Consider the following 17,976-nt stretch of genomic DNA (forward strand, 5'->3'; position numbering starts at 1 on the left):
TGGTTGCTTTAATTAATAAGGCTGAAAAAGAGAGGGTTAACCGGCAATTTAAAACAAATATTTTTAATGCTTGTTTTAATTTCGGCTTCAAGTCGATTCTCCTCATTTCATTTCGCGTCTGCATCGGCTTGTCTTTCAAAAATAATATTTTACAACGCGCAGCATAAAGGGGGAGGTAACTGTTTAATTGCATACAAAACAAGGGATAATACAAAATTTACGATAATTCGGGCCTTTTGCTTAACGCCTACAATACTGACATAATTACAGTGTTTTTGCTGTTCTTTGAGAGGGTGTGTGACAGACGATTTTGCAGTGGATGGCGCGCTTGCGCAGGCGATAGCTGGCTTTAAACCCCGTGAAGCGCAGCGTGAAATGGCGCAGGCGGTTTCAGAAGCCGTGAAAGGCTTGGGCGAGCTGGTGGTAGAAGCGGGAACCGGCACAGGAAAAACTTATGCATATTTAGCCCCAGCGTTACGTGCCGGTAAAAAGGTCATCGTTTCCACCGGCTCTAAAGCCTTGCAGGACCAGCTTTATAGCCGCGATCTGCCCACCATTGCCAAAGCGCTGAAGTTCACGGGCAAAACGGCCTTGCTAAAAGGGCGCTCAAACTATCTTTGTCTTGAACGTCTGGAACAGCAGTCCATGGCGGGCGGCGATTTGACTGTGCAGGCGCTGACCGATCTTGTCACGTTACGTGGATGGTCATCGCAAACCGCAGATGGTGATATCAGTAGCTGTGGTGGCGTAACGGAAGACAGCCCAATCTGGCCTTTGGTCACCAGCACCAACGACAATTGCCTCGGCAGCGACTGCCCACTCTATAAAGAGTGTTTTGTCGTTAAAGCGCGGAAACGTGCCATGGATGCTGACGTCGTGGTGGTGAATCACCATCTGTTTCTGGCTGATCTGGTGGTTAAAGAGAGTGGCTTTGCTGAATTGATCCCTGAAGCTGACGTAATGATCTTCGATGAAGCCCATCAGCTGCCTGATATTGCCAGCCAATATTTTGGCCAACAACTTTCCAGCCGCCAGCTTTTGGATCTCGCCAAAGACATCATCATTGCTTATCGCACTGAAGTACGCGATGTACAGCAACTGCAAAAATCAGCCGATCGCCTGGCGCAATGCGCGCAAGATTTTCGCTTATCCTTGGGCGATCCGGGCTATCGCGGCAATTTGCGTGACCTGCTCAGCGATAACAATATTATGCGCATGTTCACCTTATTAGATGATGCGCTGGAACTCTGTTACGACGTTATAAAAATGTCGCTGGGTCGTTCCGCTTTATTGGATGCCGCTTTTGAGCGTGCCGCTCTTTATCGGACTCGCCTGAAGCGGCTGCGCGCCATTAGCGAACCTGGCTTTAGTTATTGGTATGAGTGCACTTCACGGCATTTTACCCTGGCGTTGACGCCGCTTTCTGTAGCGGAACGCTTCCGCGAAGTCATGGATAATCGCAAAGCTGCATGGATTTTTACCTCCGCCACGCTGGCGGTCGATGAAAAGATGGATCACTTTGCCGATCGCTTAGGCGTGAATCAGGCGAAAAGCCTTATTCTCAACAGCCCGTTTGATTATTCCCAGCAGGCGCTGCTTTGCGTGCCGCGTCATTTACCTGAACCCAATCGCCCCGGTGGTGCGCGTCAACTGGCGCAGATGATGAAACCGCTTATTGATGCCAATAAAGGGCGCTGCTTCTTTCTTTGCACCTCTCACCTGATGATGCGTGAGCTGGCGGCAGAATTCCGCGCCTCAATGACATTGCCAGTGTTGGTGCAAGGTGAGACCAGCAAAGGTCAGTTGCTCAAACAATTCATCGAGAAAGGCAACGCGTTGCTGGTTGCGACCAGCAGTTTCTGGGAAGGCGTGGACGTGCGGGGAGACGCGCTTTCATTAGTTATCATCGATAAATTACCGTTCACATCACCGGAAGATCCGCTGTTAAAAGCGCGCATGGAAGATTGCCGCATTCGCGGCGGCGATCCGTTTGCGGATGTGCAATTACCGGATGCGGTGATTACGCTGAAACAGGGCGTCGGTCGTCTTATTCGTGATACTGAAGATCGGGGGTGTTGGTGATTTGCGATCAGCGTTTAGTCTCGCGTCCTTATGGCGCCTTGTTCCTTAACAGCCTGCCACCCACGCCGCGTACGCGTGATATTGGCCGTGCGATTGCGTTCATTCGTCAGCAACCGACAGCGTAATTTTGTGCTAAGATGCGCGCCGTTTTTGAATCTCCAGAGGTGGTTATGTCTGCCCGAATTTTAGCGCTGGATACCGCGACAGAAGCGTGTTCAGCCGCGTTGTTAAATCAGCAATACATTGATGCTCGCTTTGAAATTGCGCCGCGCGATCATACGCAGCGTATTCTCCCGCTGGTTGAAGAATTATTAGTGGCACAGCAGCTTGAATTAACTGAGCTAGATGCGCTGGCTTTTGGTCGTGGCCCTGGCAGTTTTACCGGCGTACGTATCGGCATTGGCATCGCACAAGGTTTAGCGTTTGGTGCAACGCTACCGATGATTGGTGTATCGACTTTAGCCACGCTAGCGCAAGGTGCCTGGCGTCAACAGGGCGCCAGCCGGGTGTTGGCTGCCATTGATGCGCGTATGGGTGAAGTTTACTGGGCCGAATATCAGCGTGATGAGAAAGGCGTATGGCAGGGTGAAGCCAGTGAAAGCGTACTATCGCCAGAGGCGGCGTTAACACGCATGCAGGCGCTGGAAGGCGAATGGCACACCGCTGGCACCGGTTGGCAAGCCTATCCTGAATTACAACAAGGTCATGCGCTGCAACTTACTGCAAGTGAAGTTTTGCTTCCGGCTGCGCAAGATATGCTGCCATTAGCACAACAGGCGCTTGAGCAGGGCAAAACGGTTCTGCCTGAACATGCGGAACCGACTTACTTGCGTAATGAAGTCGCCTGGAAAAATTACCGGGCCGCGAATAGCCACGCAACTTATTGTTATGCGACCAGTCTAAACAATTATTATCTGGAGATCGCCTATGTCAATTTGCCGTAAGAGCCTGTCGGGCCTGTTGTTGACCTGCACGCTGATTTTAACGGGTTGTGTTTCCATCCCGGACAACATTAAAGGCGGCTCGGCGCTCCCGCAGCAAGATCTATTGCGCGTGATGAATGATCCAGCCATTTATAAAGGTCAGGAGTCACGTTTTGGCGGCAAGGTGGTCAACGTGAAGAACCTCAATGGCAAAACCCGCCTTGAAATTGCGACCCAGCCGCTGGATGATAGCGCACGTCCACGCCTTGGCGCGGCTTCCGTTGGACGGATATACGCTGATATTCATGGCTTCGTCGATCCCGTCGACGTAAAAGACCAGTTTGTTACCGTGCTAGGAGCCATCAAAGGCACTGAAGCGGGAATGATTGGTGAAGCCAAATATAACTTTGTCGTGATCGATGTGCGGGGTTATCAACGCTGGCATTTAACCAAACAGGTGATGTCGCCACCGCAACCCATTGATCCGTGGATTTGGTACGGACCAACGCGGCATCGCGCCGGTTATTGGGGGCCAAATCCTTATTGGGGCATGTATAGCAGCGGTCCCGCTCAGGTGGAAACTATCCTGACAGAATAGATCTGGCTCGTTTAATTTTTCAGCCCGGTCGCAGCGCGCGTAACCGGGCTTTTTTATTGTGCTTTTTCACTGGCACGAAATTTAGTGATGAACTTCGCAACCTCTAAAGGCCGAAATACGCAGACTGGTACAATCAGTTAAAATATTGTTAACAAACCAGTTGGGCGAGGCGGCGATGGGAATACAACATGATTATCGGGGTGCATCCTTGAATAAGGTTTGGCTAAAACGCTATCCGGCTGATGTTCCGGCTGAAATTAGTGCAGATCGTTATACCTCCTTAGTGGATCTGTTTGAGCAAGCCGCAAAGCGCTACGCTGAACAACCTGCGTTTTGGAACATGGGTCAAAAAATGACCTACCGTCAACTGGAGCAAAAAAGCCGGGCTTTTGCCGCTTATTTACAAAATGCGTTGAAGCTTAAACCCGGCGATCGTGTAGCGTTAATGATGCCAAATCTACTGCAATATCCAGTGGCACTGTTTGGTGTATTGCGTGCGGGAATGGTGGTGGTGAATGTTAACCCGCTTTATACCCCGCGCGAGTTAAAGCATCAGCTCAACGACAGCGGGGCCAGCGCGATTGTCATCGTCTCTAATTTTGCGCATACGCTGGAAAAAGTGGCGGCGGAGACCCAAGTTAAGCACGTCATCCTGACGCGAATGGGTGATCAACTGGCGCCGGTAAAAGCGACGCTGGTTAATTTCGTGGTTAAATACATTAAGCGTCTGGTTCCCAAATATCATCTACCGGGCGCGATCTCCTTTCGCAGCGTAGTGCAGCTTGGCGCTGACATGCCATATCAACGCCCTGAAATCAGCAATGACGATTTAGCCTTTCTGCAATATACCGGCGGTACCACGGGCGTAGCGAAGGGGGCGATGTTGACGCATCGCAACATGCAGGCCAACCTCGAACAGACCCGCGCGACTTATGGCAAAGTGCTGCGTGACGGTAAAGAGTGCGTTGTCACGGCATTGCCGCTTTATCACATCTTCGCTTTAACAGTTAACGGGCTGCTCTTTTTGGAGCTGGGCGGACAAAATTTGCTCATCACCAATCCACGCGATATTCCCGGTTTCGTGAAGGAAATGGCCAAATTTCCGTTCACCGCGATCACTGGCGTCAATACTTTGTTTAACGCCCTGTTGAACGACGCGGAGTTTAACAAACTCGACTTTTCTACGCTGCGCCTTTCTGCAGGCGGCGGTATGGCAGTGCAAAAAGCGGTGGCAGAGCGTTGGGAAAAACTGACCGGGCACTATTTGCTGGAAGGATATGGTCTGACAGAGTGTTCGCCGCTGGTTTCGGTTAATCCTTATGACATCAGTAGCCACACTGGCAGCATTGGCTTGCCTGTTCCATCAACCGACGTTCGGGTATTGGATGATGCGGGTAATGATGTTCCGCCAGGTGAACCGGGCGAACTGTGCATTCGTGGCCCGCAGGTGATGTTAGGTTACTGGCAGCATCCAGACGCCACCGCTGAAGTGCTTAAAAATGGCTGGCTCCACAGCGGTGATATTGTTACCGTTGATCAGGAAGGATTTATCCGCATTGTCGATCGTAAAAAGGATATGATTCTGGTTTCCGGTTTCAATGTTTATCCTAACGAAATTGAAGATGTGCTAATGCAACATCCTAAAGTGCGTGAAGCTGCGGCCATTGGCGTACCCAGTGATTTATCCGGCGAAGCAGTGAAAGTCTGCATCGTAAAAAAGGATCAGTCTCTGACCAAAGAAGAGTTGCTTGATCACTGTCGTCGCCAGTTAACCGGCTACAAGGTGCCAAAAATTATCGAGTTCCGCGAAGAATTGCCAAAGACCAACGTCGGCAAGATTCTACGCCGGGAATTGCGTGATGAGGCGAAACCCAGCGCCTAATGAGCCTCAACACATTTACAGGTTGAACGCCGGCGATGACCGGCGTTTTTATTGCTTTTAACATGGAGCACCGCGCGTTGTTTGCTGCGGTGGAAAATTGAACGTGAACTATTCCCTGATTGACCAAGATGATCAACTGGCTTTGGTGTGCCAAAAGGCGCGCCGACATGCCGCTGTGGCGCTCGACACTGAGTTTGTCCGCACCCGCACCTATTATCCGCAATTGGGCTTGATTCAACTGTTCGATAATGAACAGCTGGTTCTGATCGATCCTTTAAAAATCAGTGACTGGTCCGCTTTTATTGATTTACTGACTGACACCAAGGTCACTAAATTTTTGCATGCCGGTGGCGAAGATCTTGAAGTCTTCCTGCATCGTTTTGGCGTATTGCCGCAGCCGATGATCGACACGCAAATCCTGGCCGCGTTCTCCGGTCAGCCGCTTTCATGGGGCTTCGCTTCAATGGTTGCGCACTTCACTCAGGTTGAACTGGATAAGAGCGAATCGCGTACCGACTGGCTGGCGCGCCCATTAACGGAGCGCCAATGCATTTATGCAGCAGCGGATGTGCATTATTTGTTGCCAATCGCCCATCAGCTGATGGCGTTAACTACCGAAGCGGGCAATATGGCTGCTGCGCTGAGCGAGTGCGACAACCTTTGTCAGCGTCGTCTGGATGCGCTGGCACCAGAAGAAGCCTGGCGCGATATCACCAATGCCTGGCAATTGCGTCCACGCCAGTTGGCGGTACTGCAACGCTTAGCTGCGTGGCGTTTGAAAGTGGCGCGTGAAAAAGATATGGCAGTTAATTTTGTCGTGCGCGAAGAGCACTTATGGAAAGTGGCGCGCTTTATGCCGGGTTCATTGGGTGAACTGGATCATCTGGGTTTGTCAGGTCATGAGATTCGTTTTCACGGTAAAACGCTGGTGGCGCTGGTTGCTGAGGCGCAGGCGCTGGATGAAAGTGAACTTCCGCAGCCGCTGGGTAATCTGATCGATCATCCGCACTACAAGCAGGTATTCAAAGCGATGAAAGCGTTGGTGCAGCAGGTAAGTGAAGAGAGCGGATTTAGTCAGGAGCTGTTGGCATCGCGTCGACAGATCAATCAGGTATTGAGTCAACACTGGGGATTAAAGCCACAGGGACGTCTACCCGAATTGCTGACAGGATGGCGGGGCGAGCTGTTAAAGCCGGGTATCGATAAAATTCTGGCTGACGTTTAGTCTCTTGAACTTTCCCCTGCAACAGCGCAGGGGAAATTCAGGAAACGGCTGGTGTCATTTAGTCACTTCTTCCGTTTCCGGTAAGGTCACGTTCAGCTCCAGAATTGAGATGTCATCTCCTTTCTGATCGAGTTGGACAGTAACCATTTCCGGGTCGATCTTCACGTATTTGCAAATCACTTCCAGAATGTCGCGCTTAAGTTGCGGAAGATAGTGGGGCTCACTGTCGCCCCTTCTGCGTTCTGCCACGATAATCTGTAGCCTTTCCTTGGCTATATTGGCAGTGTTCTTCTTCCGGGATAAAAAGAAATCGAGTAATGCCATGGTTTATCCCCCGAACAGGCGTTTCAGGAAACCCTTCTTCTCTTCTTCAATAAAGCGGAAGGGGCGAACTTCACCGAGTAACCGTTCAACGGTATCGGCATAGGCTTTGCCAGCATCAGATTCGCTGTCGAGGATCACCGGCTCACCTTGGTTGGAGGCGCGCAAGACAGATTGATCTTCTGGGATCACACCAACCAGCGGAATGCGCAGGATTTCCAGCACATCTTCCATGCTCAGCATGTCGCCACGACTGACGCGGCCAGGGTTATAACGGGTTAATAGCAGGTGCTCCTTAACGGGCTCCTGGCTGTTTTCAGCACGGCGAGACTTGGAAGAGATGATGCCAAGAATACGATCCGAGTCGCGTACTGAAGATACTTCTGGGTTGGTAGTAATGATCGCTTCATCTGCAAAATAGAGCGCCATTAATGCACCGGTTTCGATACCTGCTGGTGAGTCGCAGACGATGAAATCAAATTCCATGGTCGCTAAATCATTCAATACTTTTTCTACACCTTCACGTGTTAACGCATCTTTATCGCGCGTTTGTGAGGCGGGCAGAATGTAGAGCTGCTCGGTGCGCTTATCTCTGATCAACGCTTGATTCAGTGTGGCATCGCCTTGAATGACATTGACGAAGTCATAAACAACACGACGTTCACAACCCATAATCAAATCAAGATTACGCAGACCAATATCAAAATCGATAACTACCGTTTTTTTGCCTTTCTGCGCTAAACCGGTGGCGATGGCCGCGCTTGACGTGGTCTTACCAACGCCCCCTTTACCGGATGTAACTACAATAATGCGTGCCATAAATGTTGATTTCCTTAACGAAAGAAAAGGGGCCTAATTAAGTGTCTGGATAGTCAGCGCGCCATCCTGAAGCGAGAGGCGCGCGGCTTTACCAAAAAATTCTTCCGGGATCTGATCCATAATCCAGTATTCGCCGGCAATTGAGACCAACTCTGCAGCCAGGTTGGTACAAAAAATCTGGCAATCGCGATCGCCGCTGGCACCCGCCAGCGCCCGCCCGCGCATCATGCCGTAAATATGGATATTGCCATCGGCAACCAGTTCTGCCCCGGCGCTGACGCTGCTAGTCACGATCAGATCGGCATTGCGCGCATAGATTTGCTGACCCGAGCGAACAGGTGTGTTGACGATGCGAGTTTTGGTGGCAACCGGTTCAGCCACGATCGGTTTCGCTTCTGGCTCTGGGGGTTCGCTGCGCTTTTTCCCCTCTTTACCTTCTGCCAAAACAGGCAAACCCGCACGGACGATCATCCGCTTTAGCGCTTCGTTTTTGCAGCCACTGACGCCAACAATACGCAAACCTGTTGCCAGCACCGCCTGTTGCAACTGTTTCCAGTTCACATCTCCGGTCAACGTCGCAACATTCAACACCACCGGTGCGTTTCTCAGAAAATCTGGAGCCTGGTCAATCTTGTCTTGAAGTGCCTTGCGAATCACCTCAGGATCGTGGTGATGCAGATGAACGACAGACAGGGTGAAACTGCTACCTTTGAATTCGATTGGCGTTTGCGACATCTGTCCCGACTCAGTCCTGTTTTCACTACCGTTTGCTAAGCGATGATAAATCCATCATTTTACAAAAACGGTGAATATTCGAAGTACTGCAAGCATGTTATAGTTACAGCTATATTCAGACAAGCCTCATTGCGGGTTAATTCGAGTAAAAAATATGTTTTGTGTGATCTACAGAAGTCCAATGCGTGATCAAACTTATCTCTATGTTGAAAAAAGAGACGATTTTTCAAGGGTGCCGGAAGCGCTGCTCAAAGGCTTTGGTAAGCCAAAGCTGGCAATGGTGCTAACGCTGGAGGGGCGCGACAAACTGGCTAATGCGGATATCAATAAAGTTAAGCAAGGTTTAAGCGAACAAGGCTATTATTTGCAGCTTCCACCACCGATTGAAAATTTGCTAAAAGTTCATCTTGGATCGGATAAAAAAGATTAATTCGGATTCATCTGTAAATATAATTATCTGATCAGCTCTTTCTTAGCGAATTATATTCTTTACAACTTTATATTATTAACAGCGGCGTAATTACGCCGTTATTAGCGTTATTTTTTATGTCCTCCGGTAACGTTTCTGCGCACTTAATCGCCACTGTCGTCGACAAATTAACGGTTTTTGACAATTTCCACATACCTTACCGTTAAAAGCATCTTATTATTTGCCGACGAGGTTGGCTTTCTGACCAACGCGTGCGCACTCATCAATCTGCCAGCATCGCTGGCGCCACACCTAACAAAAGCAGGGGATTAGCATGTATCAGCATCGTAACTGGCAAGGCGCTCTGTTGGACTATTCGGTTAACAAAGTGGTTTGCGTCGGCAGCAACTATGCGAAACACATTAAGGAAATGGGCAGCGCTACGCCAACTGAGCCGGTGGTGTTTATCAAGCCGGAAACGGCGTTGTGTGATTTGCGTCAGCCGCTGTCAATTCCCAGCGCCTTTGGTGAGGTTCATCACGAAATCGAACTGGCGGTTCTCATTGGGGCCACATTGAAACAGGCAACCGAAGAACATGTGGCAAAAGCGATCGCCGGATACGGTGTGGCGCTGGACCTTACCCTGCGTGATCTGCAAGCTGGATTCAAAAAAGCGGGCCAGCCTTGGGAAAAATCAAAAGGATTTGATAACTCTTGTCCGCTGTCGGGTTTTATTCCTGTATCGGAGTTTAGCGATCCACAAAATGTTGAGTTGAAGCTGGTGGTTAATGGTGAGGTTCGACAACATGGCAATACGTCGGATATGATCCATAAAATCCTGCCGCTGATTGCGCATATGAGTCAGTATTTTACCCTGCGCGCCGGAGATGTGGTGCTAACCGGTACGCCGGAAGGTGTCGGCCCAATGCATTCTGGTGATACGCTGGAAGTGTCGTTGGCGGGCCACGGAATTAGCACCCGCGTATTGTAAAAACTTGCATCGCCGCACCAGAGGCTTTATAAGGTGCGGTTTGATTTAAAGCAGGACATTGATCATGACTGACACCCCTTTCTGGCAACATAAACGCCTGGCACAAATGAGCGATGAGGAATGGGAATCCTTATGTGATGGTTGTGGTCAGTGCTGCCTGAACAAACTGCAAGATGCCGACACGGATGAGATCTATTTCACCAACGTCGCCTGTAACCAGCTCAATATTAAAACCTGCCAGTGTCGCAACTATGAACGCCGTTTTGAACTGGAAGAGGATTGCATCAAGCTGACGCGGGAAAACCTCACCACGTTTAACTGGCTACCGCGTACCTGCGCTTACCGTTTGTTAGGTGAAGGCAAAACCTTACCTGCATGGCACCCTTTACGGGCTGGCTCAAAAAAGAGATGCATGCACAGCGGATTTCGGTGCGTTACATTGCGGTACGAGAAAGCGAAGTACGTGATTGGGAAGACCACATCATTGACCGGCCCGATCGTAACGGCTAGGTTTTGCAGTGAAGAATGAGATAACGCATAAGAAAAAGGCTGCCTCAGGCAGCCTTTTTGCGTTTAGCGCAGGTTAGCGGCTAAAAAGATCGCGACGCTTGGCTTTGAAAGGCTGAGCAATCAGCACCAATAATCCGACCAACAGGTAAGCCCCAAACACCACAATCATCCATTGCGGCATGCTCAATGTCATAAAGGTCCAGCTGCGTTCTGCACAATCGCCGCTGGCAACAAACACAGCGGGCAGCCATTTATCTAATGGCAGCCAGGTTGGGAAGCGTGCGGCAAAATCACAGGTTGTAAAAGGATTCGGGTGCAGCTGAATCATGGTGTGTTCCCATGAAAGACGCAATCCTTCCCACGCGCTGTATAACCACATCAACAGGGCGACTAAACGTAATGGTGATTTTGGTGCAAGGGCGCCGACAATTCCCGCACCCATCACCCCGAAGAGTGCGTTGCGTTCATAAATACACATCACGCAGGGTTTTAAACCCATAACATGTTGGAACCACAACGCCGTCAGTTCCAGTGCCAGCGCCGTTAGAGCCAGTAATAACCATGCTCCACGACCACGAGAACATTGATTTAGATATCGCAACATATTGCATTCCCTGTAAACGTTAATGCTCCGCAGTGTAAACCAAAAGCGTCTCTACGCCAGCCTGGCTTCGCGTAAAATCATGTACAAACATGACGTAACATTGATCCTGGCTAGCTGAAGCGTTGAAAATGCGGCACGTGAATTCAGCCTGTGTTCGGCATGCTGTGGGTGATAGATCGCCAGGAAGAAGATGACCACGCTGGAGAGCACCGCGCTAAAAAGTTAGCGCATCAAAAATACTGCATTATCCTCTTGATGTTTTTACAGTTGAGTCTCAAAAAATCCTATTCAGGTAGGGCTGAGGCAAATCCCGGCATGGGATGAGAAAGAAAGCGGCTGAATTTTGCGTCAGCGCCCGCTTTTAATAGTTTCGCAGGCTATATCCGCTATAGGGCGTCTGGTATGATGAGTGCCCATCATGATAAAGAAAGCAACGAGAACAAACTGCTATGGTCATTAAGGCTCAGAGCCCAGCGGGATTTGCTGAAGAATATATTATTGAAAGCATCTGGAATAGCCGCTTTCCGCCGGGATCAATTTTGCCTGCTGAGCGTGAGCTTTCTGAATTGATTGGGGTAACGCGCACCACGCTGCGAGAAGTTTTACAACGCCTGGCGCGTGATGGATGGTTAACCATTCAACACGGTAAACCTACTCGCGTTAATGATTTTGGGAAACGTCAGGACTCAACATTCTTGAAACGCTGGCACGACTCGATCACGATAGCGTGCCGGTTTTGATCGATAATCTGCTGTCAGTGCGCACCAATATTTCGTCAATTTTTATCAGCCGCGCGCTACGTCATCACCCTGAAAAAGCCAGAGAAGTGCTGGAAACCGTCGCGATTGCTGAGGATCACGCTGATGCTTACACCGAGATGGATTATCGCGTATTTCGCGGTCTGGCTTTCGCCTCGGGTAATCCTATCTATGGCCTGATTCTTAACGGTTTGAAAGGGTTGTATACCCGTGTTGGGCGTCATTATTTCTCAAGCCCAGAAGCGCGCCAGGTTGCACGAGATTTCTATCAAAAGCTGTTGAGCCTGTGTGACGGACAACCCGCTCAAGATGAAATTGTTGAAACCGTAAGAAATTACGGACGTCGCAGTGGCGAAATCTGGCACAGCATGCAAAAAAATCTGCCCGATGATTTAGGCAGCAAGCGATAAATATAAAAAAACCGGACATCCCATCCGGTTTTTTCACGCTGCATAAGATTAAAGTGGGCTGCCTCGCGCTGGATTTCGATCCAACAGTTCAACGCTTCCATCTTCATTCTGCTGTTCCAAAATTACATCAAATCCCCACAAACGGTGCACATGTTTGAGCACTTCACGACGGCTTTTATCCAGCGGCGTGCGGCTTTGTGGCACATAGCGCAGCGTTAACGAGCGATCACCACGTAAATCAACGTTGTAGACCTGAATATTAGGTTCAAGGTTGCTGAGATTGTATTGCGCCGAAAGCTGTTGGCGAATCGCTCGATATCCCGCCTCATCGTGAATGGCTGCAATTTCCAGATAATTATTGCGGTCATCATCCAGCACAGTGAACAAACGGAAATCACGCATGATTTTAGGTGACAGGAATTGGCTGATGAAGCTTTCATCTTTGAATTCACGCATCGCAAAATGCAGCGTTTCAAGCCAGTCCGATCCAGCAATGTCTGGGAACCAGTAACGATCTTCTTCGGTTGGCGTCTGACAAATACGCTTGATGTCCTGGAACATCGCAAAGCCCAGCGCATAGGGATTAATGCCGTTGTACCAAGGACTGTTATAAGGCGGTTGGAACACCACATTGGTGTGGCTGTGCAAGAACTCCATCATGAAGCGTTCAGACACTTTCCCTTCATCGTAAAGGTGATTTAGGATGGTGTAGTGCCAGAACGTCGCCCAGCCTTCATTCATCACCTGCGTCTGTTTTTGCGGATAAAAATATTGGCTAACTTTGCGAACGATACGCAGAATCTCACGCTGCCACGGTTCGAGCAACGGTGCATTTTTTTCCATGAAATAGAGCAGGTTTTCTTGCGGTTCAGAAGGGTAGCGCGCAGCTTCGACCTGCACCGTCTCTTTCTCGCGACGCGGCAAAGTGCGCCACAGCGTATTTACCTGACTTTGCAGATACTCTTCGCGGCTTTTCTGTCGCGCCTTCTCTTCCTGCAACGAAATCTTCTGTGGACGCTTATAGCGATCAACGCCGTAATTCATCAGCGCGTGGCAGGAATCCAGCAGCCGTTCTACAACTTCTACGCCGTAGCGTTCTTCGCAGTCAGTGATGTAATTCTTAGCGAATAGCAAGTAATCAACAATCGAACTGGCGTCGGTCCAACTGCGGAACAGATAATTATTTTTGAAGAAAGAGTTGTGACCGTAGCAGGCGTGCGCCATCACCAGCGCCTGCATCGTCATGGTGTTTTCTTCCATCAGATAGGCAATACAAGGATTAGAGTTGATCACAATCTCGTAAGCCAAACCTTGCTGGCCATGTTTGTAGCGCTGTTCAGTTTCAATGAATTTTTTGCCAAAGGACCAGTGCGCATAATTGATAGGCATGCCGACGCTGGAGTAGGCATCCATCATTTGCTCGGAGGTGATCACTTCGATTTGGTGTGGATAGGTATCGAGCCGATAGAGTTTGGCTACGCGGTCAATCTCAGCAAGATAGACATCAAGTAAATCAAATGTCCAGTCTGGTCCGTCACTGAGTCGTTTGCTGTCCTTAATGGGCTCGTCAAAGATAGTCGTCATAGCGCACCTCTGTTTTAGCAAACTGGCTTACCCTTATGGGTAGCCCGTTTCGGTTATTTAAGGCTTCATCCTGAGAAAGAAAAACCTAAAAAACTGAGCGAACACTTCAATGATAGCCCACTGTCGCCTATCCGAAACCGGAACTCAAACGAATTTATTTGGCAGAAAATCATTTCGAAACTTATGCAGGTAAATTTTACAACCTTATATTTCTTCACCGCCTCTATTGTCAGGATAATATCCTGTTTATAAGTACAATGTATGGGGTTGGCTTATTCTCCTGATAAAAGACGAATTAACTAAAGCCATCGTCATTAATTCCCGCATTTATGGAAAAAGACGCATAAATCACTAATTTTCTACCATTGATAAGATTTTAGTTACCAGTTTGATAAAAAAGATGTGAAATAGTTGTATGAATTTGAGGGTAATTCCAGCTAAATCATTGCGCTGAATATATCCTTGAGATTAGTGAATTATGCTTTACATCTTGCGGCGGGGGCAGATATGCACGTAGTGATTCTCGGTAGTGGTGTTGTTGGCGTAGCCAGCGCTTGGTATCTGGCGCGAGCGGGACATCGGGTGACGGTAATTGATCGACAGTCAGCAGCGGCAATGGAAACCAGTGCAGGAAATGCAGGCCAGATTTCGCCAGGCTATGCGGCTCCCTGGGCTGCGCCCGGCGTCCCGCTCAAAGCCGTTAAATGGATGTTCCAGCGCCATGCACCGCTGGCGATTCGTCTGGATGGCAGCAGCTTCCAGCTGGAATGGATGTGGAACATGCTGCGTAACTGCGATATGAGCCACTATCAGCAGAACAAGAGCCGCATGGTGCGTATCGCTGAGTACAGTCGCGATTGCCTGAAAGCCTTACGCACTGAAACCGGTATTCTCTACGAGGGTCGTCAAGGTGGAACCTTGCAACTGTTCCGCACTCAGCAGCAATTCGACAGTGCCAGCAAAGATATTGCCGTGCTGCGTGATGCGGGAGTGCCTTATGAGTTATTGCAGTCTCACGAGCTGTCACGCGTTGAGCCAGCATTAGCGGCAACGCAGCATAAGCTCACCGGTGGATTACGTTTGCCGAATGATGAAACCGGTGACTGTCAGCTTTTCACGCAGCGCCTGGCCAAAATGGCAGAAGAAGCGGGTGTGGAATTTCGTTTTAATACTTCAGTGGATCATCTTCTGTGCAATGGTAATCGTATTTACGGGGTGAAATGCGGAGAAGAGGTGATTAAAGCTGACAGCTATGTTGTAGCGTTTGGCTCTTACTCGACTTCCTTACTGAAAAACATCGTCGACATCCCGGTTTATCCCCTGAAAGGTTATTCACTGACCATTCCTATCAAGAACGCCGATGCCGCACCCGTTTCAACAATCCTGGATGAAACCTATAAAGTTGCCGTAACGCGCTTTGACGATCGCATTCGTGTGGGTGGGATGGCCGAAATTGTTGGATTTAACACCAAACTGTTAGAGGCAAGGCGAGAAACGCTGGAGATGGTGGTAAGCGATCTTTATCCTGAAGGCGGTCATATTGAGCAGGCTAGTTTCTGGACGGGTTTGCGCCCAATGACGCCAGACGGTACACCGATTGTTGGCGCGACGCCGCTCTCTAATCTTTATCTCAACACCGGTCACGGTACACTGGGATGGACAATGGCGTGCGGTTCCGGCCAACTGCTGGCTGACCTTATTTCCGGTAAGAAACCGGCAATTGCGGCGGATGATTTATCCGTGTTCCGTTACTTACCCGGATTCAACGCGAACGCATCGCCGTTACGCAACGCTAACGCAACCCGTTAAGCTTTCAGGGAGAGGAAGAATGTCACGTCCCATTGTCGCCACCCTTAATCAACAGGCGCTGCGGCATAATCTGGCGATTGTTCGCCGTGCTGCTCCACACTCACGCGTCTGGTCGGTGGTTAAAGCCAACGCCTATGGTCACGGTATTGCGCGTATTTGGCAGAGCCTGGCCGAAACGGATGGCTTTGCGCTACTCAATCTGGAAGAGGCCATTTTGCTGCGTGACCAAGGCTGGAATAAACCCATTTTGTTGCTGGAGGGTTTTTTCATGAACAGGACCTGCCATTAATTGACCGTTACCGATTAACCACCAGCGTACACAGCAACTGGCAGATCAAGGCATTAGCGAATGCGCAATTGTCGGCACCGATTGATCTCTATGTAAAAGTGAACAGCGGGATGAACCGACTCGGGTTTCGCCCTGAGCAAATCAATGGCGTTTGGCAGAAACTGCGTGCGTTGAAAAATGTGGGTGACATGACGCTGATGGCTCATTTCGCCGACGCTGAAAACCCTGAAGGAATTATCGAACCGATGCAGCGTATTGAACGCGCTGCAGAAGGCCTTAGCGCACCACGCTCATTATCTAACTCAGCGTGTACCTTGTGGCATCCCGAAGCCCATTATGATTGGGTGCGTCCCGGTATCGTCTTATACGGCGCTTCACCAAGCGGTGACTGGCAGGATATTGCCAGCAGCGGCTTGCAACCGGTGATGAGCTTAACCAGCGAGATCATTGGGGTGCAGCAGTTAAATCCTGGCGACGGTGTGGGATATGGTTATCGTTACCATGCACAGCAGGCGCAGCGCATTGGCGTGGTGGCATGCGGTTATGCCGATGGCTATCCGCGTCATGCGCCATCCGGCACGCCTGTTTGGGTTGATGGGGTGGTAACCCAAGTCGTGGGGGCGGTATCGATGGATATGATTACCGTCGATTTAACGCCTTGTCCGCAGGCAGGAATAGGATCGAAAGTGGAGTTGTGGGGCGACCAGGTGAAAATCGATCAGGTTGCAAAAGCAGCCGGAACGGTGGGTTATGAGCTGATGTGTGCTCTTGCTCCACGCGTTCCGGTCGAGGTTATTTAAGCGCGGTCAGCGTACCCTGAATTGTTTTACTGCAGCGCCAGGCAATTAACGCCAGCGCTGCACCTAACAACATCATCCACGCCAGCGACATTTTCTCAGCCAGCGGCAGAGTAACAATCACTAAACTGCCCGCTGCGCCACCCGCCATCTGAATAAAACCCTGCAATGCTGAAGCCACACCTGCCTGCTGCTGATAAGGCTCTAGCGCGTAACTGGTGGCGGGACCCACAGTAAAGGCTAATCCTGCTACGGAAACAGCGACCGGCAGCATATAGAGTGTCCAATGCGTTTGAATCGATGCGGGCAGCAAATACATGCCTGCCATCAGCAGCAACGCGCCGAGCAGCATGGTAATAAATCCCATCGCCAGACAAAATGGGCGACCTGCTTTGCGAATCGCTTTATTAACAAACACGCTAACCAGCATGATCCAAAACCCATTAGCGCCAAAAGCGAAAGAGAACTGCAGAGAAGATAAACCGCCTTCAGTCATCAAAACATGCGGTGCCAGCGAAACATAGGTCAATACCATGCCAAGTGCGCCAGCGTTGGCAAAGGCAAAAGCCAGGAAACGCGGCTGACGCAAAATTGCAGCGTATTGCGCCAGCGGCAGGCCTTTTACCCGCAGCGTATTGGCGGGACGGGTTTCCGGTAACCAGAAGATCACTAATACCGTGATCAGCGCAGCGTAACCGCACAGGAACCAGAAGGGCGCGCGCCAGTCAAATGCGCTGGCCAGTAATCCACCCAGCAACGGTGCCAATGCCGGAACGATATTCAGCGCGCCATTCAGAAATCCATAAGCGCGCGCGGCGTCATCGCCGCTTAAGCGATCACGTACGCCGCTGAAGGCCACCACCGCGGTACAGCAAACTGCGCAACCTTGTACCAGACGCGCAATCAGGAACAGCGGCCAGGAAGTGGCTGTGGCAGCAATGATGCTGCCGATGATGTAGAGCGCCAGGCCAATCAGGGCAATAGGTTTGCGGCCATAATTATCAACCAGCGGGCCGGTAACGAGCTGACCTAATCCCATTACCAGCAAAAACAGCGGAATGGTAATCTGAATCAGGCTGACGGGCGTAGCTAAACCTTCAGCTATTTGAGGCAGAGTGGGCAAATAAAGATCGATGCCTAAAGGCGCTAACAGCACCAAGCTTAATAACAATAACGTAAATTTTTGCATAGCAACCAGAGGGTAAAACGTTCGTTAAAACGAGGCGAAGA

12 protein-coding genes and 5 pseudogenes are annotated in these 17,976 nt (G+C 50.1%); 11 read left to right on the forward strand and 6 right to left on the reverse strand.

The genetic code is table 11. The features are described from left to right. The first annotated feature begins 297 nt into the window (after positions 1-297). From yoaA to rnd, 5 genes and pseudogenes are all read left to right on the forward strand, one after another. A pseudogene (yoaA, locus tag KQP84_RS11530) lies at positions 298-2,207 on the forward strand (DNA repair helicase YoaA). 45 nt (positions 2,208-2,252) lie between these two features. Continuing rightward, a pseudogene (gene tsaB, locus KQP84_RS11535) lies at positions 2,253-2,953 on the forward strand (tRNA (adenosine(37)-N6)-threonylcarbamoyltransferase complex dimerization subunit type 1 TsaB). 56 nt (positions 2,954-3,009) lie between these two features. Further along, positions 3,010-3,603: a Slp/YeaY family lipoprotein gene (locus KQP84_RS11540; RefSeq protein ID WP_215846642.1), complete on the forward strand. Its 594-nt coding sequence runs from the start codon at positions 3,010-3,012 to the stop codon at positions 3,601-3,603. 208 nt (positions 3,604-3,811) lie between these two features. Continuing rightward, a complete protein-coding gene (gene fadD / locus KQP84_RS11545; protein ID WP_215848268.1) occupies positions 3,812-5,485 on the forward strand; it encodes a long-chain-fatty-acid--CoA ligase FadD in 1,674 nt (557 codons plus the stop codon). Positions 5,486-5,588: 103 nt separating this feature from the next. Continuing rightward, on the forward strand, positions 5,589-6,710 hold the full coding sequence (rnd, locus tag KQP84_RS11550) for a ribonuclease D (RefSeq protein ID WP_215846643.1): 1,122 nt from the start codon (positions 5,589-5,591) through the stop codon (positions 6,708-6,710). A gap of 54 nt (positions 6,711-6,764) precedes the next feature. Here the strand turns inward: rnd and minE are convergent, their stop codons facing one another. Genes minE through minC form a run of 3 tightly spaced genes read right to left on the reverse strand, consistent with a single transcriptional unit; the run spans position 6,765 to position 8,585 of the window. Continuing rightward, positions 6,765-7,034, reverse strand: coding sequence for a cell division topological specificity factor MinE (minE, locus tag KQP84_RS11555; protein WP_031374622.1), 270 nt, complete (start codon positions 7,032-7,034; stop codon positions 6,765-6,767). Positions 7,035-7,037: 3 nt separating this feature from the next. Further along, positions 7,038-7,850 carry a septum site-determining protein MinD gene (gene minD / locus KQP84_RS11560; RefSeq protein WP_215846644.1) on the reverse strand — a complete coding sequence of 271 codons (813 nt, stop codon included), beginning with the start codon at positions 7,848-7,850 and terminating at the stop codon, positions 7,038-7,040. Positions 7,851-7,883: 33 nt separating this feature from the next. Further along, positions 7,884-8,585, reverse strand: coding sequence for a septum site-determining protein MinC (gene minC / locus KQP84_RS11565; protein WP_215846645.1), 702 nt, complete (start codon positions 8,583-8,585; stop codon positions 7,884-7,886). Positions 8,586-8,739: 154 nt separating this feature from the next. On the opposite strand from minC, the gene KQP84_RS11570 reads away from it, so the two are divergent. The 3 genes and pseudogenes from KQP84_RS11570 (at position 8,740) to ycgN (ending at position 10,495) form a co-directional block, all read left to right on the forward strand. After that, positions 8,740-9,015, forward strand: a complete 276-nt coding sequence (locus tag KQP84_RS11570) for a YcgL domain-containing protein (protein WP_215846646.1) — start codon at positions 8,740-8,742, stop codon at positions 9,013-9,015. A gap of 313 nt (positions 9,016-9,328) precedes the next feature. Further along, complete coding sequence (locus tag KQP84_RS11575; protein WP_215846647.1) at positions 9,329-9,985, forward strand: fumarylacetoacetate hydrolase family protein; 657 nt, start codon at positions 9,329-9,331, stop codon at positions 9,983-9,985. Between the two features lie 64 nt (positions 9,986-10,049). Next, positions 10,050-10,495, forward strand: a pseudogene (gene ycgN, locus KQP84_RS11580) (cysteine cluster protein YcgN). Positions 10,496-10,568: 73 nt separating this feature from the next. On the opposite strand, the gene dsbB reads toward ycgN, so the two are convergent. After that, complete coding sequence (gene dsbB / locus KQP84_RS11585) at positions 10,569-11,099, reverse strand: disulfide bond formation protein DsbB (RefSeq protein WP_215846648.1); 531 nt, start codon at positions 11,097-11,099, stop codon at positions 10,569-10,571. A 449-nt stretch (positions 11,100-11,548) separates the two neighbouring features. On the opposite strand from dsbB, the pseudogene fadR reads away from it, so the two are divergent. Continuing rightward, positions 11,549-12,267: pseudogene (fadR, locus tag KQP84_RS11590) on the forward strand (fatty acid metabolism transcriptional regulator FadR). A 48-nt stretch (positions 12,268-12,315) separates the two neighbouring features. On the opposite strand, the gene KQP84_RS11595 reads toward fadR, so the two are convergent. Next, positions 12,316-13,851: a SpoVR family protein gene (locus tag KQP84_RS11595; RefSeq protein ID WP_215846649.1), complete on the reverse strand. Its 1,536-nt coding sequence runs from the start codon at positions 13,849-13,851 to the stop codon at positions 12,316-12,318. Positions 13,852-14,358: 507 nt separating this feature from the next. Between KQP84_RS11595 and KQP84_RS11600 the strand changes: the two genes are divergently transcribed. Together KQP84_RS11600 and dadX are read left to right on the forward strand one after the other, a co-directional pair. Next, positions 14,359-15,660, forward strand: coding sequence for a D-amino acid dehydrogenase (locus tag KQP84_RS11600; protein WP_215848269.1), 1,302 nt, complete (start codon positions 14,359-14,361; stop codon positions 15,658-15,660). A 19-nt stretch (positions 15,661-15,679) separates the two neighbouring features. After that, positions 15,680-16,749: pseudogene (gene dadX / locus KQP84_RS11605) on the forward strand (catabolic alanine racemase DadX). Here the strand turns inward: dadX and KQP84_RS11610 are convergent. Further along, a complete protein-coding gene (locus tag KQP84_RS11610) occupies positions 16,742-17,935 on the reverse strand; it encodes a multidrug effflux MFS transporter (protein WP_215846650.1) in 1,194 nt (397 codons plus the stop codon). The pseudogene dadX and the gene KQP84_RS11610 sit on opposite strands and share 8 nt — an antisense overlap. Positions 17,936-17,976: the final 41 nt, after the last annotated feature.

It is taken from the genome of Candidatus Pantoea bituminis (genome assembly GCF_018842675.1).
In the GTDB taxonomy this organism is placed as follows: Bacteria; Pseudomonadota; Gammaproteobacteria; order Enterobacterales; family Enterobacteriaceae; genus Pantoea; species Pantoea phytostimulans.